General features: G+C 66.0%; 24 protein-coding genes, 1 tRNA gene and 1 pseudogene. 15 read left to right on the top strand and 11 right to left on the bottom strand.

Annotation, left to right across the window (positions count from 1 at the left end; translation table 11 throughout):
- Positions 1–19: 19 nt before the first annotated feature.
- Genes FB459_RS03700 through FB459_RS03685 form a run of 4 tightly spaced genes read right to left on the bottom strand, consistent with a single transcriptional unit; the run spans position 20 to position 2807 of the window.
- On the bottom strand, positions 20–868 hold the full coding sequence (locus FB459_RS03700; protein ID WP_141927512.1) for an NUDIX hydrolase: 849 nt from the start codon (positions 866–868) through the stop codon (positions 20–22).
- On the bottom strand, positions 868–1329 hold the full coding sequence (locus FB459_RS03695) for a RidA family protein (RefSeq protein WP_141927511.1): 462 nt from the start codon (positions 1327–1329) through the stop codon (positions 868–870). Before FB459_RS03695 ends, FB459_RS03700 begins: the two co-directional genes overlap by 1 nt.
- Positions 1330–1335: 6 nt before the next feature.
- Complete coding sequence (gene sp36, locus FB459_RS03690) at positions 1336–1488, bottom strand: Sp36 family protein (RefSeq protein WP_129624190.1); 153 nt, start codon at positions 1486–1488, stop codon at positions 1336–1338.
- Between the two features lie 38 nt (positions 1489–1526).
- The gene (locus FB459_RS03685; RefSeq protein WP_141927510.1) at positions 1527–2807 is read right to left on the bottom strand and encodes an NAD(P)/FAD-dependent oxidoreductase; all 1281 of its coding nucleotides are present in this window, start codon (positions 2805–2807) and stop codon (positions 1527–1529) included.
- Positions 2808–2898: 91 nt separating this feature from the next.
- On the opposite strand from FB459_RS03685, the gene FB459_RS03680 reads away from it, so the two are divergent.
- From FB459_RS03680 to bagB, 3 genes are read left to right on the top strand one after another with little or no spacing between them, the layout of a single operon-like run.
- Positions 2899–3597, top strand: coding sequence for an alpha/beta fold hydrolase (locus FB459_RS03680; protein ID WP_141927509.1), 699 nt, complete (start codon positions 2899–2901; stop codon positions 3595–3597).
- A 9-nt stretch (positions 3598–3606) separates the two neighbouring features.
- Positions 3607–4593 carry an ATPase BagA gene (gene bagA / locus FB459_RS03675; RefSeq protein WP_141927508.1) on the top strand — a complete coding sequence of 329 codons (987 nt, stop codon included), beginning with the start codon at positions 3607–3609 and terminating at the stop codon, positions 4591–4593.
- On the top strand, positions 4590–5750 hold the full coding sequence (gene bagB / locus FB459_RS03670) for an ArsA family ATPase (protein WP_141927507.1): 1161 nt from the start codon (positions 4590–4592) through the stop codon (positions 5748–5750). The genes bagA and bagB overlap by 4 nt, the downstream gene beginning before the upstream one ends.
- A gap of 1 nt (position 5751) precedes the next feature.
- Here the strand turns inward: bagB and FB459_RS03665 are convergent, their stop codons facing one another.
- Positions 5752–6027, bottom strand: coding sequence for a WhiB family transcriptional regulator (locus tag FB459_RS03665; protein WP_129624492.1), 276 nt, complete (start codon positions 6025–6027; stop codon positions 5752–5754).
- A 308-nt stretch (positions 6028–6335) separates the two neighbouring features.
- On the opposite strand from FB459_RS03665, the gene FB459_RS03660 reads away from it, so the two are divergent.
- Entirely contained in the window at positions 6336–8711 is a 2376-nt protein-coding gene (locus FB459_RS03660; RefSeq protein WP_141927506.1) for a transglycosylase domain-containing protein, read from the top strand.
- Positions 8712–8763: 52 nt separating this feature from the next.
- Here FB459_RS03660 and FB459_RS03655 read toward each other — a convergent pair whose 3' ends face one another.
- A complete protein-coding gene (locus FB459_RS03655; RefSeq protein WP_129624196.1) occupies positions 8764–9213 on the bottom strand; it encodes a GatB/YqeY domain-containing protein in 450 nt (149 codons plus the stop codon).
- Positions 9214–9305: 92 nt separating this feature from the next.
- Between FB459_RS03655 and FB459_RS03650 the strand changes: the two genes are divergently transcribed.
- Positions 9306–10241 (top strand): metallophosphoesterase, encoded by a 936-nt coding sequence (locus tag FB459_RS03650; RefSeq protein WP_129624197.1) that lies wholly within the window; start codon positions 9306–9308, stop codon positions 10239–10241.
- A gap of 156 nt (positions 10242–10397) precedes the next feature.
- Positions 10398–10474 (top strand) — tRNA-Pro (locus FB459_RS03645).
- A 109-nt stretch (positions 10475–10583) separates the two neighbouring features.
- Here the strand turns inward: FB459_RS03645 and FB459_RS03640 are convergent.
- A complete protein-coding gene (locus FB459_RS03640) occupies positions 10584–11171 on the bottom strand; it encodes a hypothetical protein (protein WP_141927505.1) in 588 nt (195 codons plus the stop codon).
- A gap of 127 nt (positions 11172–11298) precedes the next feature.
- On the opposite strand from FB459_RS03640, the gene FB459_RS03635 reads away from it, so the two are divergent.
- The 8 genes and pseudogenes from FB459_RS03635 to FB459_RS03600 all read left to right on the top strand — a co-directional run bounded on the left by FB459_RS03635 (position 11299) and on the right by FB459_RS03600 (position 18707).
- Positions 11299–11766: a DUF4357 domain-containing protein gene (locus FB459_RS03635; RefSeq protein WP_141927504.1), complete on the top strand. Its 468-nt coding sequence runs from the start codon at positions 11299–11301 to the stop codon at positions 11764–11766.
- Positions 11767–11800: 34 nt separating this feature from the next.
- Positions 11801–12844 (top strand): hypothetical protein, encoded by a 1044-nt coding sequence (locus FB459_RS03630; RefSeq protein WP_129624198.1) that lies wholly within the window; start codon positions 11801–11803, stop codon positions 12842–12844.
- Between the two features lie 83 nt (positions 12845–12927).
- Positions 12928–13419, top strand: a complete 492-nt coding sequence (locus FB459_RS03625; protein WP_129624199.1) for a helix-turn-helix domain-containing protein — start codon at positions 12928–12930, stop codon at positions 13417–13419.
- Between the two features lie 3 nt (positions 13420–13422).
- The gene (locus tag FB459_RS03620) at positions 13423–13995 is read left to right on the top strand and encodes a PIN domain-containing protein (RefSeq protein WP_141927503.1); all 573 of its coding nucleotides are present in this window, start codon (positions 13423–13425) and stop codon (positions 13993–13995) included.
- Positions 13934–14083 (top strand): annotated as a pseudogene (locus FB459_RS18105) (hypothetical protein); the annotation flags it as partial. The gene FB459_RS03620 and the pseudogene FB459_RS18105, both read left to right, overlap by 62 nt.
- Positions 14084–14148: 65 nt before the next feature.
- Positions 14149–15543, top strand: coding sequence for an HsdM family class I SAM-dependent methyltransferase (locus FB459_RS03610; RefSeq protein WP_246092307.1), 1395 nt, complete (start codon positions 14149–14151; stop codon positions 15541–15543).
- Between the two features lie 54 nt (positions 15544–15597).
- Positions 15598–16353 (top strand): beta-phosphoglucomutase family hydrolase, encoded by a 756-nt coding sequence (locus FB459_RS03605; RefSeq protein ID WP_129624201.1) that lies wholly within the window; start codon positions 15598–15600, stop codon positions 16351–16353.
- A complete protein-coding gene (locus tag FB459_RS03600) occupies positions 16350–18707 on the top strand; it encodes a glycoside hydrolase family 65 protein (RefSeq protein WP_141927502.1) in 2358 nt (785 codons plus the stop codon). The genes FB459_RS03605 and FB459_RS03600 overlap by 4 nt, the downstream gene beginning before the upstream one ends.
- 16 nt (positions 18708–18723) lie before the next feature.
- Here FB459_RS03600 and FB459_RS03595 read toward each other — a convergent pair whose 3' ends face one another.
- A complete protein-coding gene (locus FB459_RS03595) occupies positions 18724–20007 on the bottom strand; it encodes a glutaminase (RefSeq protein ID WP_141927501.1) in 1284 nt (427 codons plus the stop codon).
- Positions 20004–20591: a 4'-phosphopantetheinyl transferase family protein gene (locus FB459_RS03590; RefSeq protein WP_141927500.1), complete on the bottom strand. Its 588-nt coding sequence runs from the start codon at positions 20589–20591 to the stop codon at positions 20004–20006. Before FB459_RS03590 ends, FB459_RS03595 begins: the two co-directional genes overlap by 4 nt.
- Positions 20592–20823: 232 nt before the next feature.
- On the opposite strand from FB459_RS03590, the gene FB459_RS03585 reads away from it, so the two are divergent.
- The gene (locus FB459_RS03585; protein WP_129624493.1) at positions 20824–21654 is read left to right on the top strand and encodes a uracil-DNA glycosylase; all 831 of its coding nucleotides are present in this window, start codon (positions 20824–20826) and stop codon (positions 21652–21654) included.
- Between the two features lie 69 nt (positions 21655–21723).
- Here FB459_RS03585 and FB459_RS03580 read toward each other — a convergent pair whose 3' ends face one another.
- Together FB459_RS03580 and FB459_RS18100 are read right to left on the bottom strand one after the other, a co-directional pair.
- Positions 21724–22506 (bottom strand): amino acid ABC transporter ATP-binding protein, encoded by a 783-nt coding sequence (locus FB459_RS03580; RefSeq protein WP_141927499.1) that lies wholly within the window; start codon positions 22504–22506, stop codon positions 21724–21726.
- Positions 22503–23954 carry an ABC transporter substrate-binding protein/permease gene (locus FB459_RS18100; protein WP_141927498.1) on the bottom strand — a complete coding sequence of 484 codons (1452 nt, stop codon included), beginning with the start codon at positions 23952–23954 and terminating at the stop codon, positions 22503–22505. Before FB459_RS18100 ends, FB459_RS03580 begins: the two co-directional genes overlap by 4 nt.
- Between the last annotated feature and the right edge of the window lie 185 nt (positions 23955–24139).

Here is a 24139-nt window from a genome sequence, read left to right as displayed (position 1 = left end):
ATGAACGGTAACCGTCGGATCACCCGTAATACCGGGTGCGGAGCCGAACTCCTTCGGGTCCCATCTCGGCAACCGGCATGACGGTCATCAGCGGCGGACGAAGGCGCACCATCGCCTGCGCGTCCGGGGCCCGTCGGATGCGTTCCAGCTGCAACTCGGTCGGTGGCAACATCACGGCATCGCCGGACTCCAGATCGGCCAACAGATCGGCGGGGCGCACCCACCGGCTGATGTCGGACTCGGTGGTCTGGTCGTCGGCGTCCTGCCCGTCGGGCATGAGCGCGGCGAAGAACCAGGTGTCGTACCGCTTGGGCTCGAACTCCGGCGTCACCCAGTGATCCTGCGCCTGCAGCAGATCTGTCCGCAGGGTCATGCCGCGCTGTTGCAGCAGCTGCGCGAACGACACCTCCCTGGCAAGCAGCGCTGCGCGGTCGGCGTCCCGCTCGGGGTGCTCGTCCGGCGACACGATCGCGTCGTCGCCGCGTGCGGCGAGCAGCACTCCGGACTCCTCGAAGACCTCCCGAGCGGCCGCGACGACCAGGGAGGTCGCGACGTCGACGGGTTCGCCGAGACGCTCGCTCCACTCCTGCGGCGAGGGCCCGGCCCACGCCGGCAACACATGCGCGTCGCGGTCGTCGACGCCTCCGCCGGGGAAGACCCACATCGACGGCGCGAATGCCATCGTGGCGACCCGGCGCATCATGAAGACCTCGACCCCACCGGGCTCGTCACGCAGCAGCATGACGGTGGCGGCCCGCCGGGCTTGCACCCCGCCCGGCGAACCCGCGTGGACCCAGTCCGACGCGAGCCCGCCGAGTTTCGGGGCAGGCTGCCACAGGCGTTCGATCACCCGCGGCTGGTCGTTCATCAGTCGCGCACCGACACCGTGACTTCGACCTCGACCGGCGCGTCGAGCGGCAGCACTGCGACGCCGACGGCCGAGCGGGCGTGCGCGCCGTTCTCACCGAACGCCTTGGCGAACAGTTCGCTGGCACCGTTGATCACGGCCGGCTGACCGGTGAACGAGGGGTCGCTGGCCACGAAGCCAACGACCTTGACCACGCGCACGCTGTCGAGGTCGTCGACGATGCTCTTCACCGCAGCGATCGCGTTCAGTGCGCAGGTCTGAGCCAGCTGGGCGGCGTCCTCGGGCGAGACTTCGGCACCGACCTTGCCGGTTGCGGCGAGCTTGCCGTCGACCATCGGCAACTGGCCGGAGGTCATCACGATGTTGCCGTCACGGATCGCCGGCACGTATGCGGCGACGGGGGCGGCGACTGCGGGGACGGTCAGCCCGAGTTCGGACAGCCGGTTCTCGACTTCGGACATCTGGGATCAGCCCTTCTGGCGCTTGAGGTAGGCGACGAGGTTGCCGTTGTCACCGGTGAGGACCTGCACCAGCTCCCAGCCGTCCTCACCCCATTGGTCGAGGATCTGCTTGGTGGCGTGGACGATCAACGGGACGGTGGCGTACTCCCACTTGGTCATGGCGATTCCTGTCTGAAGAGAGAAGCTGGTCGGTTCGATTATCGCGTCGGTGAGAAGGGCGTGAGTTCGCAGGGCACCTGACCGGTGACCATCTGCTCGGCGAGCAGCCTGCCGGACAGCGGGCCGAGGGTGATGCCCCACATGCCGTGGCCGCCGTTGACGTAGACACCCGGCACCTTGGTCTCGCCGATCAGGGGCAGACCGTCGACGGTCACCGGACGGCCGCCGACCCAGACGTCCTGCTGGTCGTCCCAGTTCACTCCGGTGAGCAACGGTTCGCCGCTGCGGCGAATGGCGGCCACGCGGTCGGCGCTCAGCGGGTCCTCGGTGCCGGCGAACTCCATCGTCCCGCCGACCCGCAGCCGATCGCCGAGCGGCGTGCACGCCACCCGCTCGTGCGGGAAGTAGACCGGGCACGGCACCGGACGCGCGTTCTCGTCGGTGACCGAGACGGAGAAGCTGTAGCCGCGGCCGGCCCGCACTGGCACACGGACGCCACATGTCTTGGCGAGCTCGGGCAGCCAGGCACCGGTGGCGATCACGACGGCGTCACCGGACACCGGCTCGCCGCTCATCATCTCGACGGTCACTCCGCCGGGGCCGTGACGCAGGGCGCGAGCGTTCGCACCGATGACCAGTCGTCCGCCACGCTCCTGCACGGCCTGCGCCAGCGCGTCGACGTACTCGCCGGGGTTGATGTAACGCTGTCCGCCGAGTCGGATCGCCTTCTCCACGTCGGGGCTGATGATCGGCAGTTCAGCCCGCAGGGTGGCGTTGTCGACCTCGGTGGCCTCGAGGTCGAGGCCTGCTTCGTGGATGAGTTCGATCTCGTGCTCGAGGCCCTTCGCGTCCTCGGCCCTGCGGAACGCTGCCATGATCGGCGCCTCGTGGGACCTCGCCGCGACACCGTTGCTCTCGAGTTCGTCGTACGCACCGATGGCCAGACGGTTCACCGGCACGAAGAGGTCCATCGTCTTCCTCCACTGACCCGGGGTGCAGCGGCGGGCGAACCCGAGCAGGAAGGACGCGAGCCGGACGTCAGGCTTCAGCGGGATGAACAGCGGAGAGTCCGGGTCGAGCACGGCCTTCAGCCCGTACTTGAGCACCGACGGGTCCGAGAGCGGCACGCACAGACCCGGCGAGATCCACCCCGCGTTGCCCCACGAACTACCCGCCGCAACACCCGACCGCTCGATGACAGTGACCTGCACGCCGTGCTCCTGCAAGTACCAGGCGGTCGACAGACCGACCATCCCGGCTCCGACGACGACGACGTGCGGTGTGCCCGATCCGCTCAGTGGGCGGAGGACCTTGGCCATGCTTGACTCTCCCTAGAACGCGCAAACCATTGCGACGCTAGCACCGGTGAGACACCCTTCACATCGGGCCTTGCCTACCGAGGAGTACCCCGTGGACCGCCTGCCCGACGAGCCGGCCCGGGGGCCGGATCGCACCCTCCCGTACGGCCCGGCCGCGGACCAGGTGATCGACCGCTACGACGGATCGGGCCCGGGCCTGGTCGTGCTGGTGCACGGTGGATTCTGGAAACCCGCGTACGACCGCGAGCACCTTCGTCCGATGGCGGCCGCCTTGAGCGACAACGGTTTCGAGGTCTCACTCGTCGAATACCGACGTCCCGAGAGCGGGCGGTGGCCGGTCATTTCGGCCGACATCCGTGCGGCATTGGCACACCTGGGCGGCGTACCGGCGGTGATCGTCGGACACTCCGCCGGCGGACAGCTCGCGGTCTGGTCGTTGCACCAACCCGAAGGTGCCGGACTCGTCGGTGCGGTCAGCCTGGCCGGCTGTCTCGACCTGCGCTCGGCAGACCACGACGGGCTCGGCGCCGGCGCAGTGCGAGCGTTGTTCGACGGTGCGCCACCATCGAACGCCGACCCCATCCGGCTCCCGCCTCGGCAGCCGGTCGTGGCGGTCCACGGGGACGCGGATCTCGACGTCCCGATCGAGATCTCGCGCCACTACGCGCAGCGCACCGGAGCCCGACTGGTGGAGATTCCCGGCGCCGATCACTGGCCGCTCATCACGCCCGGAACCGATGCGTTCGACGTCACGATCGATTCGATCCGGACGCTGTTCGCCCGCAGCTAGGGTGACTCCATGACCTGGGACGGCGCGCGTGTGCACATCGTGACCGGCAAGGGCGGCACCGGCAAGACAACCGTCGCCGGCGCGCTCGCCCTTGCACTGGCCGACCGCGGCAAACAGGTCCTGCTCGCCGAAGTCGAGAGCCGGCAGGGCATCAGTCAACTGCTCGACATCCCGCCGTTGGGAGAGGTCGAGACGCGAGTGGCGCGCGGCGCGGACGGCGGCAGCGTCTGGGGCATCTCGGTCGATGCGAAGGCGGCGCTGCTGGAGTACCTGCAGATGTTCTACAAGCTCGGCATGGCCGGCGGGATGCTGGAACGGTTCGGCGTGATCGACTTCGCGACCACGATCGCACCGGGCGTGCGCGACGTCCTGCTCATCGGCAAGGTCTACGAAGCCGCCCGCCGACGCACCTCCCGGCGCGGTGTCCGCCACGACCAGATCTACGACGCGATCGTGCTCGACGCACCACCCACCGGACGCATCGGACGCTTCCTCAACGTCAACCAGGAGGTCGCCGGGCTGGCGAAGGTCGGACCGATCAAGTCGCAGGCCGAATCGATCATGCAGTTGCTGACCGGCCCGGACACGCTCGTCCATCTGGTCACGTTGCTGGAGGAGATGCCGGTGCAGGAGACGCTCGACGCCGCCGGCGAACTGCGGGGCTTAGGACTCTCGATCGGAAATGTCGTGGTCAATCAGGAGCGCGCGGACGTGCTCAGCAAGCGCGCGCTGGCGCATCTGCAGTCCGACGACGCCGACCTCGCAGACCTCGAATCAGACCTGGCCGCAAGCGGATTGCGCGTCGGCCCGACTCTGGTCAACGGACTCGTCCAAGCCGGACGCGACCTCGGTGACCGACTCGACCTGCAGGCCGAGGAACTCGCCGACCTGCGCGCGCTCGATCGTCCGATCGTGCACCTGCCGTTCGTCCCCGGCGGCGTCGATGCCGGCGGCCTGCGCCACCTGTCCGCCGCACTGATGGAAGGTGTGCGATGAGCAGCGAGTTCTCGATCGACGACCTGTTGCACGACGAGGCGATCCGTACCATCGTTTGCTGCGGCTCCGGCGGTGTGGGCAAGACCACGACGTCCGCCGCGATCGCGATCCGTGCCGCCGAACAGGGACGCCGCGTCGCGGTACTGACGATCGACCCCGCGAAGCGATTGGCGCAGGCGATCGGTCTCGAGCACCTCGACAACGAACCCGAGCCGGTCACGACCATCGATGCCTCGGCGGGCGGATCGCTCGACGCGATGATGCTCGACATGAAGCGCACCTTCGATGAGGTGGTGATCCGGCACGCCGCACCGGAGAAGGTTCAGCAGATTCTCGACAACCCCTTCTACCAAGCCGTTTCCAGTTCCTTCGCCGGCACCCAGGAGTACATGGCGATGGAGCGACTCGGTCAGCTCATGAGCGAGACGGCTGCCGACGGAGAGCTGCGATGGGACCTCGTCGTCGTCGACACTCCCCCGTCGCGTTCGGCGCTGGACTTCCTGGACGCCCCCGAGCGCTTGGGCACCTTCCTGGACGGTCGCTTCATCCGCTTGATGACGGCGCCGGCCCGAGCAGGTGGCCGGGCCTATCTGAAGCTGATGAGTGTCGGCGTCTCGTCGGTGACGACCGTGATGTCGAAGATCCTCGGTGCCCAATTACTTTCGGACGCACAGACATTCATCGCCGCACTGGAGACGATGTTCGGTGGGTTCCGCGAGCGTGCCGACCATACGTACGCGCTGCTGAAAGATCCGGCAACAGCCTTCGTCGTCGTCGCGACCCCGGAACGGGACGCACTGCGAGAGGCCGCGTACTTCGTCGACCGTCTGGAGGAGGACGGCATGCCGTTGGCCGGGCTGGTGGTCAACCGGGTGCAAATGACGTACGTGCCGTCGGTCAATGCAGCGCGAGCACTTAGCGCAGCGGACGCGATGGACGAGGTACCGGACCGGTCAAGCGGATGGCGACCGACGGACACCGCCGCACTGCTTCGGCTGCACGCTGATGTCACCGAACTCGGCGTGCGGCACGCCGAGGCGATCGACCGATTCCGATTACTGCACCCGCAGGTGCCGGTCGGCCAGGTGGCCGCAGCAGGTCACGACGTCAACGACATCGCGGAACTACGCGAGATCGGCGAGGAACTCGCCGGCTGAGTCAGCCCAAGCCGTCGGCACGCGCAGCACGGAACAACTGAGCCCAGGACTTCACCTCAGGGCGACGACGAAGCAGCGCACGGCGCTCGCGTTCGGTCATGCCACCCCAGACGCCGTACTCGGTGCGGTTGTCGAGCGCATCGGCCAGGCACTCGGCCACGACCGGGCAGCGCTGGCAGATCACCTTGGCGCTCTGCTGAGCAGCCCCCTTGGCGAAAAGGTCGTCGGGACTACCGGCTCGGCAGGACGCACGTCCGGCCCAGTTCTCGTCCCACATCACGGTGTCGGGTGCAACAACGGTCACAGCTGCCTCCTCGGGCACTGCTGGACATTCCGCCCCGCCAACGCGCCCCCGTGTCACCGCGAACTGCATGCGGAGACCACGTCTTCGTTGGAGGACCCGGGTATCCAGGTCATCTGTCCTACTAATCGCGATAATACAAGCGGCGTCACGTTGTGGGAAGACCCAATCTTTACCTTCTTTTTGTTATCCTTCGCCGCAACCCTGGCGCACGTCCCCTGGCCGATGTTCACGCGAAACGCGGATTCCGGGCTTACCCAGGTCGGCGGGTTACCCTTCCTTCCATGCGCCAAACCTCCCGGATCGCCAGCGTCATGTCTATGCTCGGCGGCTTCGTCGCGGTCGCCATGACGATGGGCCTGCTGACGGCCGGTCTCGTCATCCCCGCGGTGGGTGTCGCGGGCCAGGCGACCAACAACGGCATCAAGATGTTCAACCAGATGCCGGCCGACTTCCAGATGAACCCGTTGGCCCAGCAATCCCGCATCCTCGCCTCCGACGGCACCGTGATCGGCACACCGTTCAACGAGAACCGAATCGTGGTGCCGCTGAACAAGATCGCACCGGTGATGCAGCAGGCGCAGGTGGCGATCGAGGACGAGCGCTTTTTCGAGCACGGCGGTGTCGACCCCAAGGGTCTGCTGCGCGCGATCAGCACCAACATCCTGAGCGCCGGCACCCAGGGTGCCTCGACCCTCACCCAGCAGTACGTGAAGGTCGCCCTGCAGAACAAGGCGCTGGCCTCCGGCAACAAGGACGCCGCAGCGGCGTCCGTCGCCCGATCGGGCATGCAGGGGTACGTGCGAAAGCTGCAGGAACTGAAGTACGCGGTGTCTCTGGAGCAGAAGTACACCAAGCAGCAGATCCTGGACGGATACCTCAACCTCGTGTACTTCGGCGACCAGCAGTACGGCGTCGAGGCCGCGGCCCGCCACTACTACGGCCGCTCCGCCTCGCAGCTCACTCTGCCGCAGGCCGCCACGCTGGCCGGCGTGGTGAACGCGCCCGGCGTCACCGACCCGATCAACAACCCGGAGGCGGCCACCAAGCGCCGCAACCAGGTGCTCGGCAAGATGTATGCCCAGCAGATGATCTCCTACAAGGAATACACGGACGCGACCAGCCACGATCTGAAGTCCGACCTCAAGGTCACCAACATCAGCAGTTCGTGCGCCAGCTCGAAGTACCCGTACTTCTGTTACTACGTCTACAACTGGCTGCTCAACGAGCCGTCGCTCGGCAAGACCCGCAAGGAGCGCGAGGCCGCGCTCAAGGGTGGCGGGCTGACGATCCAGACCTCGTTCGACCCCAAGCTGGCGGCCAAGATGGACAAGGACATCAAGTCGAAGGTGCCGGTCGCGAACTCCGAGAACGTGCAGGCCGCAGCGCTGACGATCCAGCCGGGCACCGGGCTGGTCCTCGCGACCGGTCAGAACACCGCGTACAGCAATAACACCACCGCCGGGAAGAGCGCGATCAACTACACCGTCCCGCTGAACATGGGCGGTGGCCAGGGCTTCACGATCGGCTCGACCGCGAAGTTCTTCGCGATCGTGAGCGCGGTCCAGCAGGGTCGTGACATCGAGGGCGACATCAACGTTCCGAAGTTCAGCGGCAAGGACAAGAACGGCAACTTCGTCCGGTTCACCAACAAGCAGTTCCCGGGTGAATGCGGACTGGCTCCCGGTGAGAACTGGGACGTCCACAACTCCGAAGGTCACGAATCCGGTGGACCGATGCCGGTCATCGAGGCGACCGCCGGTTCGATCAACACCGCGTTCGCCCAGCTCGTCTCCGAACTCGGCGCCTGCGACGTGCACGCGACGATGACCAAGATGGGAGTGCGCAACGGTGACGGCACTGAGATCGGCAAGTCGCCCTCCGGCATCATCCTCGGCTCGGAGCCGGTGACGGCTCTGGACCTCGCGAACGCCTACGCCACCGTGGCGGCGGACGGCGTCTACTGCACCCCGCGTCCGGTCAAGTCGATCGCCGACGCGAACGGCAAGCAGTTGAAGCTGGCCCAGGCCGGCTGCAAGCAGCTGCTCTCCAAGGACGTCGCACGTACCGTGACGAAGGTCTTCGAGAACGTGTTGAAGCCGGGTGGTACCGCCTACGCGTCTCGTCTCGCAGGGGATCGTCCGGCAGCCGGCAAGACCGGCACCGTGGAAGGCGCCACGCAGAGCTGGTTCGCCGGCTACACCCCGGAACTGGCGACGGCCGTGTGGGTCGGCCACGCCGACAACGAGAAGACGCTGAAGGACGTCCGGCTCGGCGGCAAGTACTACGACGGCTACCTCTACGGCTCGACGATCGCCGCGCCCATCTGGAAGACGATCATGGACGACGCGCTCCGGGGCAAACCGGAGAGGAAGTTCGCCGCTCCGTCGTCGGAGTTCCTGGACGGTAACAAGGTGCGCGTCCCCAATGTCAAGGGACAGACGCCCGACAACGCGACGTCCATGCTGGAGTCGGCCGGCTTCAAGGTGAAGCAGGGGCCGGCCCAGGACGCCCGGCTGTTCGAGGGTCTGATCATGGGCTCGACACCTGAGGGCGGCGAGAAGGTGGCCAAGGGTGCGACGATCACGATCTACCCGAGCACCGGACGTCGTCCCTCGTCCACCCAGCCGACGATCGCGCCGGCCGTCTCACCGAACTGATCAGCCCGTTCACGAAAGGCCCCGCCATCGGCGGGGCCTTTCGTTTGTCGCCTCAGCTGAGCGCGCGCTTCACGGCTGCGGCGATCTTGCCGCCGTCCGCGCGACCGGCGATCTTGGGCTGGAGGATCTTCATGACCTTGCCCATGCCGCCGATGTTGGTGGCGCCGGACTCGGTGACGGCTTCGGCGACCATCTGGTCGAGTTCGGCGTCGCTGAGCTGGGCGGGCAGATACTTCTCGAGTACGACGAGTTCGGCGCGCTCCTGCTCGGCGAGCTCGGGACGGTTCGCTGCGTCATAGGCATCGGCGGCCTCGCGACGCTTCTTGGCTTCTTTGGTGATGACCTTGAGCGTCTCGTCGTCGGTCAGTTCCTTGGCGGTGTCACCGGAAACCTCAGCGGTCTTCACGGCGGCGATCGTCATGCGCAACGCACCGGCGGTCACTTTGTCGCGGCTCTTCATCGCTTGGTTGAGGTCGGACTGGAGCGTCTGCTTGAGCGTCATGGGTTCAGTGTCCCACTCCGGTCACACCGCCCTCACCCGAATTGTCGCCCGGACGTTTCGGTGCCCCGTCACCACCGTGCGACGATGAGCGGATGCACTCGCTCACTCGTTCAGCTGTCGCCGTCGGCGCTCTCGGGGCCGCGACCCTCGGCTGGTCGAGCCTGGTCGAACGCAACTGGTACGCATTGCGTGAGGTGACCGTGCCCGTTCTGCCCGAGAGTGCCGACCCGGTGCGCGTGCTGCACCTCAGTGACCTGCACCTGGTGCCGCGCCAGGCCCGCCGCATCGAGTGGGTTCAGGACCTCGCGCGCCTCGAGCCCGACTTCGTGGTCAACACCGGCGACAACTGCTCCGATCTCAACGCGGTGCCGGCGGTGCTGCGCACGATGGCACCGCTGATGGACTTCCCCGGCGCGTTCGTGCTCGGCTCCAACGACTACTTCGCCCCGGCACGGCGCAACCCATTCCGGTACTTCAACTCCTCGCACAAGCAGGGCGACCAGATGGGCGTGCCGTCGCTGCCCTGGAAGAACATGGTGCGCGGGTTCGAAGCCGGTGGCTGGACGAACCTCACTGACGTGCGCGCCCGCGTCCCGATCGGTGACCTGGACGTCGAACTGGTCGGGGTGGACGATCCGCACCTGGGTTACGACGAGTACGACAAGGTCGCCGGGCCCGCCGCAACAGACGCCGATCTCACGGTCGGTGTCGTCCACGCGCCGTACCTTCGCGTGCTCGACGCGATGACCGCGGACGGCGCATCGATGGTGATGGCCGGTCACACGCACGGCGGCCAGATCTGCGTTCCCGGTTACGGCGCCCTGGTCACCAACTGCGATCTCGGAACAGAGCGGGTCAAGGGACTGTCGCGTTGGTGGCCCGGCGCCGACAACGCTCCGTCGTCGCAGGCTCCGGACGATGCCGCCTGGCTACATGTCTCGGCCGGCCTCGGGCACAACAAGTACACGCCGGTACGCCTGGCCTGCCGCCCCGAGGCGACGCTGCTGACCCTCGTCCCGAAGTCCTGACAGATGCCTGAGGTCTCGAGATCTGCTCGCGTCCTGACCCGCGCACATCTCGACACCCCGCGCGTCTGAACCCGATTGGGAGATTGCCCTGTCAACCGGTAAAGTCTCCACTTGCTGCGTGCGGGTATCGCCAAAAGCGCCAACGTACGCAGGCCACGGGGTGTGGCGCAGCTTGGTAGCGCGCTTCGTTCGGGACGAAGAGGTCGCAGGTTCAAATCCTGTCACCCCGACCATGGCGAGCCGGCTCTGTTGATCAGGGCCGGTTTTTCGTTGTCCTTGTTCGGACTGCCGGACTGGTCACGACGGCATCTGATCTGCGTCAGACACTGCGCCCCTGCGCCTTCAATGCAGCTTCTTGATCTCCGCAGAGACCCGGTCAACAGCCTTCGTCAACTTGTGGATCGTGCCGGACGGGCTGTCGATGGACTCGCGGAAGTCTGACAGGTTGATCACGTAGGTCAGCGACGGAACTGCACCAAACGGGCCGTCGGCGTCGACGGTAACGGTGTGAATCTGCGCGTCTGGAGACCTGAGCAACTCGGCAGCGAGCCCCAGAGGCCATGAGTGCACATGCCCTGGAGCAACGGAGGAGAAACCATCCTGCAGCCTGCCGAGTGCGGCGCTGGTGAGATCTTTCAGGTCACCTGACCGCGGCAAGGGCGGATCGAAGTTGACGCGCACGTTCTCGGCAACCGTCGGCCCCGAGTTACCGACGAGAAGGATCAGCCTCTGCCCCTGCGCATCGTCTCCGCGCACGTCTGCCCAGACATAGGGCTGCGCAGCGGCGATGTTCGATTCCCGTTGACCGGCAACCTGTGCTTCCGCGGCATTCGCCGAGCGTCGTGCCTGCCGCATGCTCCCGCCGGCAACGCCAACGGAGACGATCGAGACAAGAAGAGCAAGGAGGGAGAGGACCAGTTCTGTACTCATGTCCTGAGTCTGCAGCTGACCTCTGACAGCACCGACTCTCAGCGCACCGTTCCAACGAATGTCACGCACGGTCGCTCATTTCCCAAACGCTGCCGACATGCATGCAAGCAAGTAACCTGCGAACACTATGAATGCGCCACGGGACCCTCGGCTTACTGCCGAGGCGCGTGCGCGGGTGTTGATCGACCGTCAGCTGACCGAAGCCGGCTGGGTCGTTCAGGACAAGAAGGCGCTGAACCTGTTCGCCGCGCAAGGTGTCGCGTGCCGCGAAGTCACGATGAAGTCCGGGCAAGGCCGGGCCGACTACCTGCTGTACGTCGATCAGCGCGTCGACGGTGTGGTTGAAGCTAAACCGCAGGGCACGACGCTCAGCGGCGTCGAGTGGCAGTCGGGGATGTACGCCGAGGGTCTGCCGGCCGACGTAAGGCTCAAAGCGCTGACGCGCGACGGCCGGTCGCCATTCGTGTTCGACGTCTTCTCGTCACCCTCGACCGCGGGATCTGTCGCGCTGGGTCGCTCCTGCAACGGCCGCGTCGGATGGGTGTCACCGGACGGACATACGTTTGGTGCGTGGGAGAGCCGGGGAGTCGAATGATCACGACGGAACGAACAGAGGACAGGAGACCTTGATGTCCGAAGAACTCGTGTTCAAGGTGCAAGGCACGACCGCTGCGCCCGCCCGAGAGACCTCGCTGGCCGCCGCCGGACTGCGCGAACGCGACCACCTGCAGGAGTGGGTAATCGCAAATCCGGAGATCCTCGGCCCGGACGTCCTGATCATTACCAGCGAGTTCGATCGATGGATGTCGAAGGACGGCCGTGAAGCCGACCGGCTCGACATCCTCGGGCTGGGATCGGACGGTCGCCTCGTCGTCGCTGAACTCAAACGCGACCGAGCCCCTGACTACGTGACTACCCAGGCGATCAACTACGCGGCCCGGGCATCACGATTCTCGCTCGAGGACCTTGCGGACGCCTACCTGTCATTCGTTCGACGGAGCGATGACGCCCCGTCGACCGCTGATGAGGCCCTTGCTGCACTGACCGCGCATGCACCTGAGCTCTCCACCGAGACACTCCGGAAGCCGCGCATCACGCTTGTCGCGGGTGAGTTTCCCGCCGCCGTCACCTCGGCCGCGGTCTGGCTCACCGAGCAGGGAGTCGACATTGTGCTCATCCAGGTGCGCGCATATGAATGGGGCGAAGGTCACGCGATCACCGTGTCGAGACTGTGGCCGGTCGCAGACGTCGAAGACTACGTCGTCGCGCCTGCGCGACGAGAACGGACATCGGCAAAGTCGGCTGACACACTTCCGGCTACACCCTGGAGCGAAGAGGACCTCAGGCAGTTGGCCGGCCTGGGAGTGAGCGAAACAGTGCTCGCCACCATGGACATGTGTGCCCGCGCTCCGGACCAATGGATCGGCGGCCTCCGCGTCATGGCGTCCACAGGCCGCGCGGTCCCCCAACATCGCGGCGACTACGGAGGTTTCTCGATCGTGGTCCGCCGCAAGTTCGATCGGAGCAACCCGCCCTACGACACCTGGTACGGCGAGGAAAACGGCGAGCCGCCGCAGTCGTACTACCGGCTCGACGCGACCAGCGCCGAGCAGTGGCGTGCCATCCGCGATCTCGAGCTCGACGCCGTCCCGACAACGAGCAACACCGACTAACGAACGAAACACGGGTGCTTTGGTTCGGTAGACCACTCGAAGAAGTCTGTTCGTTTTGTTCGTTTTGATCTATCTTCGGTGTCATGCCGACTCCTACGAAGACTGCCGCGCGCCACAGCGCGACCTACCTTCCATCGTCGGAAGACGAGGCGTCTGCAGCGTCCTTGGCCAAGGTCCTGCAGGTGGGAGATGACGGTCTCGTCGCCCTCGTAGCGCCGGACGGCACAACAATCGCTTTGTCGGCGCAAGTCCACCGCGTCCTCGTCCAGGTCGCGGACGCCATGGCCCACGGGATGGGCGTGACCGTCGCCCCGCACAACGCAATGCTCACCACCCAGGAAGCCGCCGACTTCCTCGGCATCTCGCGGCCGACCCTGGTGCGCATCATCGATCGCGGCGACTTGGAAGCCGTGAAGCCTGGCCGTCACCGTTATGTCGCTCTCCAGGATCTGATCGCTTATCAAGAGCGTGTGGCTGTGCAACGGCGTAAGAGCCTTGACGAGATGGCGCGGGACGCGGACAACGCCGGCCTATACGACCTCCTCGATGGACAGCCGCCACTGAAGCGCCACTGAACGATGACGTTCGAGGTCCTACTCGACACGTGTGTCCTCTACCCGCCGACGCTGTGCGACACCCTGCTGCGGATCGCCGAGAATGGCGCATTCGAACCACGCTGGTCCGCTGACGTCCTGGTCGAACTGGAGCGCAACCTGTCCCCGCTCCCTTCCGTTGGTATCAATGGTGCGCAGGCCCGGATCCGTGCCATGACCGGCGCGTTCCCGAACGCAACCGTCAACGCCTACGAGCAACTGCTCGGCGACATGCCCGGCCATCCCACAGACGCGCACGTCATGGCGGCGGCGATCGTGGCTCGATGCCAGGTCATCGTCACGGCAAACCTGAAGGACTTTCCGGAGGCCGAACTCGCGCAGTGGGGTTTGACCGTCTCCCACCCGGACGCCTTCCTGCTCGATCAGCTAGAACTACACCCGCGGGAAACCCTTCTCGCTCTACAGAATCAGTCGCGCGATTCGTCGCGACCGTCTCTGTCGCTGCCCCAACTGCTGGAGTCACTCCGGAGGGCTGGTGTCCCCCGGTTTGCTGCGGCGGTCACTCGCACCCGAAGCCAAGGAGTTCACGATCACTGATTCACGCCGCTTGGTCGACAAGCTCTGGTCGTACTGCGACGTGCTTCGGGATGACGGAGTAGGAGTCATCGAATACACCGAGCACCTCACCTACCTCCTGTTCCTCAAGATGGCGCACGAGCGCGCGACCCGGAAGCTCGACCGGAGCAGATCGTGCCCGAGGAGTACTCGTGGCAGAAGCTGCTCGACGCCCAGGGCGACAAACTCGAGTACGAGTACACCCGCATCCTCGTCGGCCTCGCACGCGAGGACGGTGTCATCGGCACGATCTTCCGCAGGGGCCAGAACCGCATCCAACACCCGGCAAAGCTGCGCCGGCTGGTCGTCAACCTGATCGACAAGGAGAACTGGTCGCAGTCGGGCACCGACATCAAGGGCGACGCCTACGAGGAACTGCTCTCCAAGGGCGCTTCTGACAAGGGCTCTGGCGCCGGCCAGTACTTCACACCCCGTGCCTTGATCGAGGCGATCGTCGACGTCGTACGCCCGACGGTCGCCGACACCGTCGTCGACCCGGCCGGCGGCACAGGCGGCTTCCTCCTGGCCGCGCACGAGCACGCCGCCCGCGGCGCCGAGTCGATGACGCCGGTCCAGCGCGATCACCTGCGCGACGGCTTCGCCTCGGGCTACGAACTCGTCGACAGCACAGCCCGATTGGCCGCGATGAACCTGCTGCTCCACGGCATGGGCACCTCCAACGGTGACTCGCTGATCGAGCTGCGCGACTCGCTCATCGCCGACCCCGGCCGCCGCTGGTCGGTCGTGCTGTCCAACCCGCCGTTCGGTCGGAAGTCCTCCCTGACGATGGTCGGCGCCGACGGCCGCGAGGTGCGAGAAGACCGCGAGATCGAGCGGCAAGACTTCGTCGCGACCACGAGCAACAAGCAGCTCAACTTCGTCCAACACATCGCCACCATCCTCGACACCAACGGCCGCGCCGCCGTCGTACTGCCCGACAACGTGCTCTTCGAAGGTGGGGCTGGCGAGGTCATGCGGCGCAAGCTGCTCACCGACTTCAACCTGCACACCATGCTGCGCCTGCCGACCGGGATCTTCTACGCCCAGGGCGTGAAGGCCAACGTGCTGTTCTTCGACAAGAAGGTCGCCCGCCCCGGGCAACCGTGGACCGAGCGGCTCTGGGTCTTCACTACGCCATTCCTCGAGAAGGAGGTTGTACAGATCGAGCAACCGGTCGGCCTTCTCCCATTTGTCGACGATGACGTCTTTGCTATCAGCAATGACCAGCCGATGCAGCTCAAGGAGAACCATGAAGCGGGATGGCAACGAACCGAGGATCTCCTCGAGCACCTCCCGCGCTGCCCAATACTCAGCTTCTTCAAGGTCGTCGTCCTCGAACAGGTCGACCATGGAACACACCTCTCATCACTGCGGACGGCTCTCACCCCATCGTGGGGTGACCCACCGACAACCCCGGTTTCAGTGAGAGGGGCACGGAAGCCGAAAAGCACGATCGACCGTCCGCGCTTCCATTTGTTCGTCGGCGCGCTGCACGACGTAAAGGGCCGCCGACACGTTGAAGACACCTGACGCAACTCGAGCCTGCGCCGGGATACCGTGGCGGTGGTCGACGATGGAGACGATATGACGGCGCCACGGACGCTGGGCCTGCCCGACGGGATCACCACCTGCCTGTTCGACCTGGACGGTGTGCTCACCGACACCGCGAGCGTGCATCGCACGGCATGGAAGGCGATGTTCGACGCGTACTTGCGTGATCGCGACGGCGAGGGTTTCGTGCCGTTCGACACCGACCGCGACTACACCCACTACGTCGACGGCAAGCCACGCGAGGACGGGGTCCGCGATTTCCTCGCTTCTCGGGGCATCACGCTGCCAGAGGGAACGCGCGACGACGCACCCGGCGCCGCCACCGTCCGGGGGCTCGGGAATCGCAAGAACGAGCAGGTGCAGCAGGTGATCGCCCGCGACGGCGTGAGGGTGTACGAGGGTTCTCGCACGTACTTGGAGGCAACCAAGAAAGCAGGCCTTCACCGGATCGTCGTCTCGTCCAGCGCGAACACCGAGATGGTGCTGAGGGTCACCGGTCTCGATCGACTCGTCGAAGGCCGCGTCGACGGGGTCACGCTCGCGCGATCGAACATCAAGGGCAAACCGGCACCCGATTCCTTCCTGGCCGGCGCTGCACTCGTGGGAGCCGATCCCGCGCAGGCGGCGGTCTTCGAGGACGCATTATCAGGCGTCGAGGCAGGGCGTGCCGGCCACTTCGGCTACGTCGTGGGCGTCGACCGGGTCGGTCACGCCGAGGCGTTGAGAAAGCACGGCGCCGACGTCGTGGTCGAAGACCTCGCCGACCTGCTGAGTGGAGGAACCCGATGACCGCACACCCGTCCGCGTTCACCGTCGAGCCCTGGAAGGTGCGCGAGATCGGGCTGAACTTCGACAATCTCGCCCAGGCCGAGTCGGTCTTCGCACTCGCCAACGGACACATCGGCGTCCGAGGCAATCTGGACGAGGGCGACCCCAGCGGTCTGCCCGGCACGTACCTCAACTCCTTCTACGAGAAGCGTCCGCTGCCGTACGCCGAGGCGGGCTACGGCTACCCCGATTCCGGGCAGACCATCGTCAACGTCACCAACGGAAAACTGATCCGACTGCTCGTGGACGATCAGCCGTTGGATCTGCGCTACGGCGTCATCCACCACCACGAACGCACGCTCGACATGCGCACCGGGTTGCTGCACCGCGACCTGCTGTGGGAATCGCCCTCCCGCCGTCTGGTCCGGGTGCGGTCGACCCGGCTCGTGTCGTTCACCCAGCGGGCGATCCTCGCTGTCCGCTACCAGGTGGAGGCCGTCGACAACCCGCTGCGCGTGGTGATCCAGTCCGAGATGGTCACCAACGAGGAACTGCCCTCCGTCTCCGACGACCCACGCGTCGCGGCCGCGCTCAAGGATCCGTTGGTTCCTGAACTGCACAGCCACAATCACAACCGCTCACTGCTGATTCATCACACCCGGCAGAGCGGGCTTCGGATGGCGGCCGCCTGCGACCATGTCCTGCACAGTCCGGGCGTCGGCAGCCACACCTACGTCGAAGAAGACTGGAGTCGCACCACGATCGGCACCGACCTCGCCCCCGGCGAGACCCTCGGGGTCACCAAGTTCGTCGCGTACGGCTGGTCCTCCCGCCGCACCATGCCCGCGCTGCGCGACCAGGTCGACGGCGCACTCTCGGCGGCGCTGCACACCGGTTGGCATTCGATGGTGCAGGAACAGGCCGCCTACGTCGAGGATTTCTGGGATGGCGCGGACGTCGAGGTGGACGGCGACCCGGTCGTCCAGCAAGCAGTCCGATTCGGACTCTGGCATGTGCTGCAAGCGGGAGCTCGCGCGGAGGGTCGCGGGATCGCAGCAAAGGGGCTCACCGGTCCCGGCTACGACGGTCACTGCTTCTGGGACACCGAGAGCTACGTGCTTCCCGTGCTCACCGCCACCGCGCCACCGGCGGCACGCGACGCCCTCAGCTGGCGGCACTCGGTCCTGCCGTTCGCGCGAGAGCGCGCGCAGCACCTGAAGATGGAGGGCGCAGCGTTCCCGTGGCGCACGATCCGCGGACAGGAGTGCTCGGCCTACTGGCCTGCCGGCACCGCGGCCTTCCACATCAATGCCGATATCGCCCTTGCCGCCGCACGCTACGTCTTCTGGACCGGCGACGAGATCTTCGACCGGGACGTCGCGTTGACCATCCTGGTCGAGACCGCACGCCTGTGGGCCGGCCTGGGCTACCACGGCGACGACGGAAAGTTCCACATCGACGGCGTCACCGGGCCGGACGAATACACCGCCATCGTCGGCGACAACACCTTCACCAACCTCATGGCGGCTCGCAACTTGCGGTACGCCGCCGACACAGCGCAGCGGTGGCCGGAGCAGGCGGCCGACTTGAATGTCACCGAGGACGAGATCGCGCAATGGCGATCCGCCGACGAGAGCATGGCCGTTCCGTTCGACACCGAACGCGATGTGTACCAACAGAATCGGGGAAGCACCGCCAACGAGGTGTGGGACTTCGACGCAACGCTGAAGGACGACGGCTATCCGCTGCTGCTCAACTACCCCTACTTCGAGATCTACCGCAAACAGGTCGTCAAACAGGCCGATCTCCTGCTGGCCATGCACTGGTGTGGTGACCGGTTCACGCGGGAGGAGAAAGCGAAGGCGTTCGCCTACTACGAAAAGATCACCGTGCGTGACTCCTCCTTGTCGGCGTGCACCCAGGCGGTCATGGCGGCCGAGGTCGGCCAACTCGAACTCGCCCACGCCTACCTCACCGAAGCAGCGGTGATGGATCTACGCGACCTCGAACACAACACCAAGGACGGCGTCCACGTCGCCTCGCTCGCCGGCGCCTGGTTGGCGCTGGTTGCCGGCTTCGGTGGGATGCGCGAGTACGACGGCCACCTGAGCTTCGCGCCGGTGCTGTCGCCGAAGATGCAACGTCTCGCCTTCTCCATCCGGTGGCGCGAGTACAAGATCCGGGTGAGCGTCACTCACGATCACGCGACCTATCAGTTGGAAGACGGCACCGAGGGTCACTGCGAACTGCGCCACTACGACCACAAGTTCACGCTGACCACCTCCAAGCCGGTCAGCTTCCCCGTCGAACCTGTCCAGCCGCTCACTGCGCAGCCCACTCAACCCGTCGGACGCGCACCCGTGTCACTGGATTGAAGGGCCGGGCCCGCGGTCAGACCCGGGGGAGTTCTCGGTACTCGTCGAGGTGCTCGACCCGCTCCGGCGCAGGGTGCTCGGCCGGAACCTTCAGCACACCGTCCGGGTCGACAAGGACGACGCGACACCCCTCCTGCTGCACCCGTCGCAGTCCCTCGGCGATCATCACCCCGGCAACGCGGTCGATCGAGGACACCCGGCGCAGGTCGAGGACGAGGCGTTCGAGATCGGTGTCATCCTCGGCGATCTCGCGCAGCACCAATTCGGCTCCGCTGAAACGCAATTCGCCTTGAAGGCTCAGGATGCGTACCAGATGTCCATCGCGCGTACGCATTCGACGGTCGCGACGCACTGCCGACTGCGACTCTTCAGGGCTGTTCATGATGTGCAGACCCATGTCGCGAGAAAGTCTGCGGCACAGGGTGATTCCACGAACGCTGTTGCCATGATCGTCCAGTCGCGGCGAGAAGGTCGCCAGCCCGACCTGACCGGAGAGCGCGCCCAGAATCCCGCCGCTGACCCCGCTCTTGGCCGGGAAACCGCAACTGGTCATCCAGTCGCCGGCCGCGTCGTACATGCCGCAGGTCATCATCACGCTGAGCACCTGGCGCACCACGTCGGTGTCGACCACGCGTTCGCCGGTGGCGGGCTGCACTCCCCCGTGTGCCAGCGTCGCGGCCATGCGGGCGAGGTCGCGGGTGGTCACCCGCAGCGAACACTGCCGGGTGTAGCCGCGGACCACATCGGCCGGGTCGCCGTCGATCACCCCGTAGGAGCGCAGCATGTTGGCGATGGCGCTGTTGCGATAGGCGTCCGCCAGCTCCGATTCGAACACCGCTTCGTCCACGTCCAGTTCACGGTCGGCGAAGGCAGACAGCCCTTGGCGCACCTTCTCGAAACGCTCGTCCGGGTCGCAGTCGGGGCCACCGATGAGCGCGTGACAGGTGAGCGCGCCTGCATTGATCATCGGGTTGAGCGGACGACCTGAGCCGGCCTCGAGCGACAGTTCGTTGAAAGGCTCGCCGCTGGGTTCGACGCCGATGCGTTTCACGACCGCGTCCACTCCGTGCTCCTGCAGCGCGAGTGCATAGACGAACGCCTTCGAGATCGATTGGATCGTGAAGGCGTTGTCAGCGTCACCCGCGCAGTAGAGGCTGCCGTTGGTCGTGCACACTGCGACCGCAAGCTGATCGGGGTCGACGTTGGCAAGTTCTGGAATGTAGTCGGCCAGCGCGCCACTGGTCTCATGCGCGCAGGAACTCAGGATCTCCTCGAGATAATCCGGTACCGGTGTCTTCACGAACCAACCGTAGGACGCCGCCAGGCGACAGCGGCGATGACCCCGTCGAAACCGGTCGGGACGTCCTCGACAACGAGCCCATACACATCCCGCCGATCCCCCGGCCACCCCAACTCACCGTGACGCGCAAGCTCCAGCACCACGTCGAGATCGAACGCACCCGCCTTGACCAGGGCCTCGGCTCGCACGAACGCTCGTCCGGTCACGCCCACGTCGGGCACGAGGAGGTCCGGATCGAGGAGGTCGATGTCGACGCCCAGCCTGTCGCCTCGGCAGGCCGCTGCTGCCGAGAAGCCGTGCGCGTGCGCCCACGACACCGACACGTCGTGATTCGTGACGACCGGACGGCCGTGCGGTCCTGCGCAGGAATCGCAACGCTGCACGAAATCGGCCGCCGGCTCCGGGCCACAGATCTGCGCGACGGCGTCCCGAGCAAGAAGCCGTGCAGCAAGGAAATCGTGTCGGTCGCACGGCCGACGCAACCTTTCCCAACGGGCTCGGTCGCTACCGGAGATCAGGCGCAACGGGTCGGGCTCGGGGTGCAGCCGCACCACCGAGCGCTGGATCAGCACCACCGGTTCCACGCCACGATCATCCCAGCAGACCTGAACCCCGGGCGCGCAGCAGGTGAACGTGGACTCCTTCTACTTCACCAACATCGCTCCTCAGATGGAAAACTTCAACCGGGCAATGCGCGAGGGACTCTGCTGCCTGCTCCTCGACGGCCCGACCCAGGAGTGTGACGAGGCGTTCGGCGTAACCAGCGAGCAGACAACCAGGCCGTCGTGCACCGGCGCTCACCCCGACAATGGCTTCATGCCCGATGCTCAGTTCCCCCACCCGATCACCGGACAGCTGTTCCCCTCGCCGGTACCACCGGGAACAGGATGGCCGGGCGATGAAGCCGACGCGTCCACTCCTGTCGCGCACACGTCCGACGAGGTCGCTTCGCTGGCCGGGAGCGCGCCGCATCTCGCCGAACTGGACGCCCGGATCACCGTCTGCCGAGCCTGTCCTCGCCTGGTGACGTGGCGCGAGGAGGTCGCGAACAAGAAGCGTGCTTCCTTTGCCGCACAGCCGTATTGGGGTCGACCCGGTGCCGGCTTCGGCGACCCGGACGCTCGTGTCCTCGTCGTCGGACTCGCACCGGCTGCCAACGGCGCCAACCGCACCGGACGCATGTTCACCGGTGACCGTTCGGGCGACTGGTTGTACGCGGCATTCAACCGCGCCGGGTACGCCGGCCAGGCGTCGTCCGAACACGCGGGTGACGGCCTCGAACTCACCGATCTGCGCATCATCGCGTCCGTGCGCTGCGCCCCGCCGGACAACAAACCGACGACCGAGGAGAGGCGCACCTGTGCTCCGTGGCTCGACCGCGACCTGCAGTTCGCCGAACCGAACCTCTATTCGATTCTCGCTCTCGGTTCGATCGGCTGGGACTCCACGCTGGCGGCTGCTCGCCGACTGGGCTGGGACGTCCCGCGCCCGAAACCCAAGTTCGGCCACGGCGCAGTGGCGTTGTTGCAGAACGAAACTCGTCAGGTGAAGCTGGTCGGCAGCTATCACGTCAGTCAGCAGAACACGTTCACCGGCCGACTGACCGAGCAGATGCTGGACGCGGCGATCGGCCTGCTCGCGCCCTGAATCAGGACAAGCCGCTGAGAAGGTCGTGCACATGACTTCGGCCCCTCACCGGGTCTCGATTGCGCCCGGTCAGATCGGTTCGAGGATGCGACGCAGGAAGTCCTGGGTGCGGGGGTTGCTCGGGTTGGAGATGACCTGCGCGGGCGAACCCTGCTCGACGATCAGACCCTGGTCGATGAAAAGCACCTGGTCGGCGACCTGGGCCGCGAACTTCACCTCGTGGGTGACGATCACCATCGACCAGCCCTCCTCGGCCAGATCGCGGATCACCCGCAGGACGTCGCCGACGAGTTCGGGGTCGAGGGCCGACGTGGGCTCGTCGAAGAGCACCAACTTCGGCTCCAGCGCGAGGGCTCGGGCAATGCCGACGCGCTGCTGCTGACCGCCGGACAGTTGGTAAGGGTATTTGTCGACATGGTCGGCCAGGCCGACCTTGGCCAGCAGGTCGAGCGCCTTGGCGCGCGCCGCTTCCTGCGAAACCCCTTGCACCACAACGGGTCCCTCGGTGACGTTCTCCAGGGCGGTGCGGTTCGGGAAGAGGTTGTAGGACTGGAAGACCATCGCGCTCTGAGCACCGAGGCGGTTCAACGAAGCCTGCTGCGTCTTCGGCAGACGTCCGCGCTTGTTCGGGCGCACCTGGGAGAAGTCGACGGACGCGTCCGCGACCTCGACGGTGCCCGACTCGGGAAGTTCGAGGCCGTTGAGCGAACGCAGCAGCGTCGTCTTGCCCGAACCCGACGGCCCGAGGATGACGGTCACGCTGCCGGACGGCACGGTGAACGAGATGTCGTCGATCACCCGGTTGTCCCCGAAGGACTTGCGGAGGTTGGAGACCTGCACCAGTTCACTCATGCCACGAACCTGCTCACTCGCTTCTCGATGCGTGCTTGGAAGAACGACAGGACGACGCTGATCAGCCAGTAGTAGAGCGCCGCGAGGCTGTACAGCGTGAAGAACTTGAAGGTCGGGGCCGCCGCGATCTGCGCCTGACGCAGCAATTCGACGACCAGGATCGCCGAGGCGAGCGAGGTGCTCTTGACCAGGTCGATGAGCGTGTTCGACAACGGCGGGACGGCCGTCCGCGCGGCCTGCGGGATGATCACGCGGCGCAACGTCGTCCGATGATCCATGCCGATCGTCCGCGCTGCTTCCCACTGCCCACGGGGCACCGACTGGATCGCGGCCCGGATGATCTCCGCTCCGTACCCGGCGACGTTCAGCGAGAAGCCGATGACCGCGGCGGTGAACGGCGCCAGTTTCCAACCGAACTGAGGCAGACCGAAGTAGATCAGCAACAACAGCACGAGCACCGGGATGCCGCGAAAGATCGAGATGAATAGCCGTGCCGGCAGGAACGCGAGCGGGTTGGTCGACATCCGCGCGATCGCCACACCGAGCGCGATGATCAGACCGATGACGAAGCTGATGATCGTCAGCGGGATCGTCACCTTGATGGCGGCCCACGCCATCGGCCAGGCGTTCTCGCGGATCATCTTCCAGTCCGTGATCGGCTCGGCCTTGGGGTTGAAGTACTTGTCGTACAGTCGCTGCGAGGTACCGTCGGCCTTGAGTTCGTTGATGCCCTTGTTCAGGGCGGGCACGTAGCCCGAGTTCTTCCGGGCCGCGAGCACGGACTCCGACTTGTCGTCGGTCTCGGCGACGATCTTCACACCCGGGTTGTCGGTGGTGGCCAGGAAGTTGCGGACGGCCAGCTTGTCGTTGACCACGACGTCGACGCTGCCCTGGCGCAGGTTCTGGATCGCCTTGTCCATGCTGTCGACACCGACGACCTGCGCACCGTTCGCCTTCGCCGTCTGCGCCCAGTTGGACGTGAGGTTCTGGCCGGCCCGCTTGCCCTTGATGTCGGACAGCTTCTTGACGGAGTCGTCGTCCTCGGCCACCACGACGACACCGGTCGTCTCGATGTACGGGGTCGACAGGTCGTACAGACCTTCACGCTCGGGGTTCTTGGTGACCTGGTTGGCGACGACGTCGATGCGTCCGGACGACAAAGCCGCGAACATGGAGTCCCACGGCACCTCGACGAACTGGATGCGGACGCCGGCCTTGCGCCCCAGCGCCTCCATGAACTCGACGTCATACCCGGTGAGCTTGTTGCCCTGGTGGTAGCTGAACGGCGGGTACACACCCTCGGTGCCGACCCGCAGCACCTTCGGCAACTCCTGCACGGACGTCGGGGCCGGCGCAGCGGCCGCCGTGCCGCCTGATCCGAGCAACGTCGCGAGGACGACAAGGACGGCCGCGAGCGCAGCGACCGTACGCGAGGTGATGGAACGCATGACGACCAGTTATACGCCGATCGATCGCTACCCACGAATCCCACTCAGGCACGCAACCGCCCGCAGAGACCCGTGGAATGCCGCCGATGCGCGATTTCGCGCGGCTCACCGATTCGGGATCGAACCGTGCGGACTGTAAAGTGTGACCAATCCCCTTCATGTGAAGCCACCAGACGGAAGGACGC

Source organism: Yimella lutea (assembly GCF_006715095.1).
Lineage (GTDB): Bacteria > Actinomycetota > Actinomycetes > Actinomycetales > Dermatophilaceae > Yimella > Yimella lutea.
The sequence above is the reverse complement of the archived record's forward strand: the minus strand, read 5'-3'. Positions and strand labels throughout refer to the sequence as shown.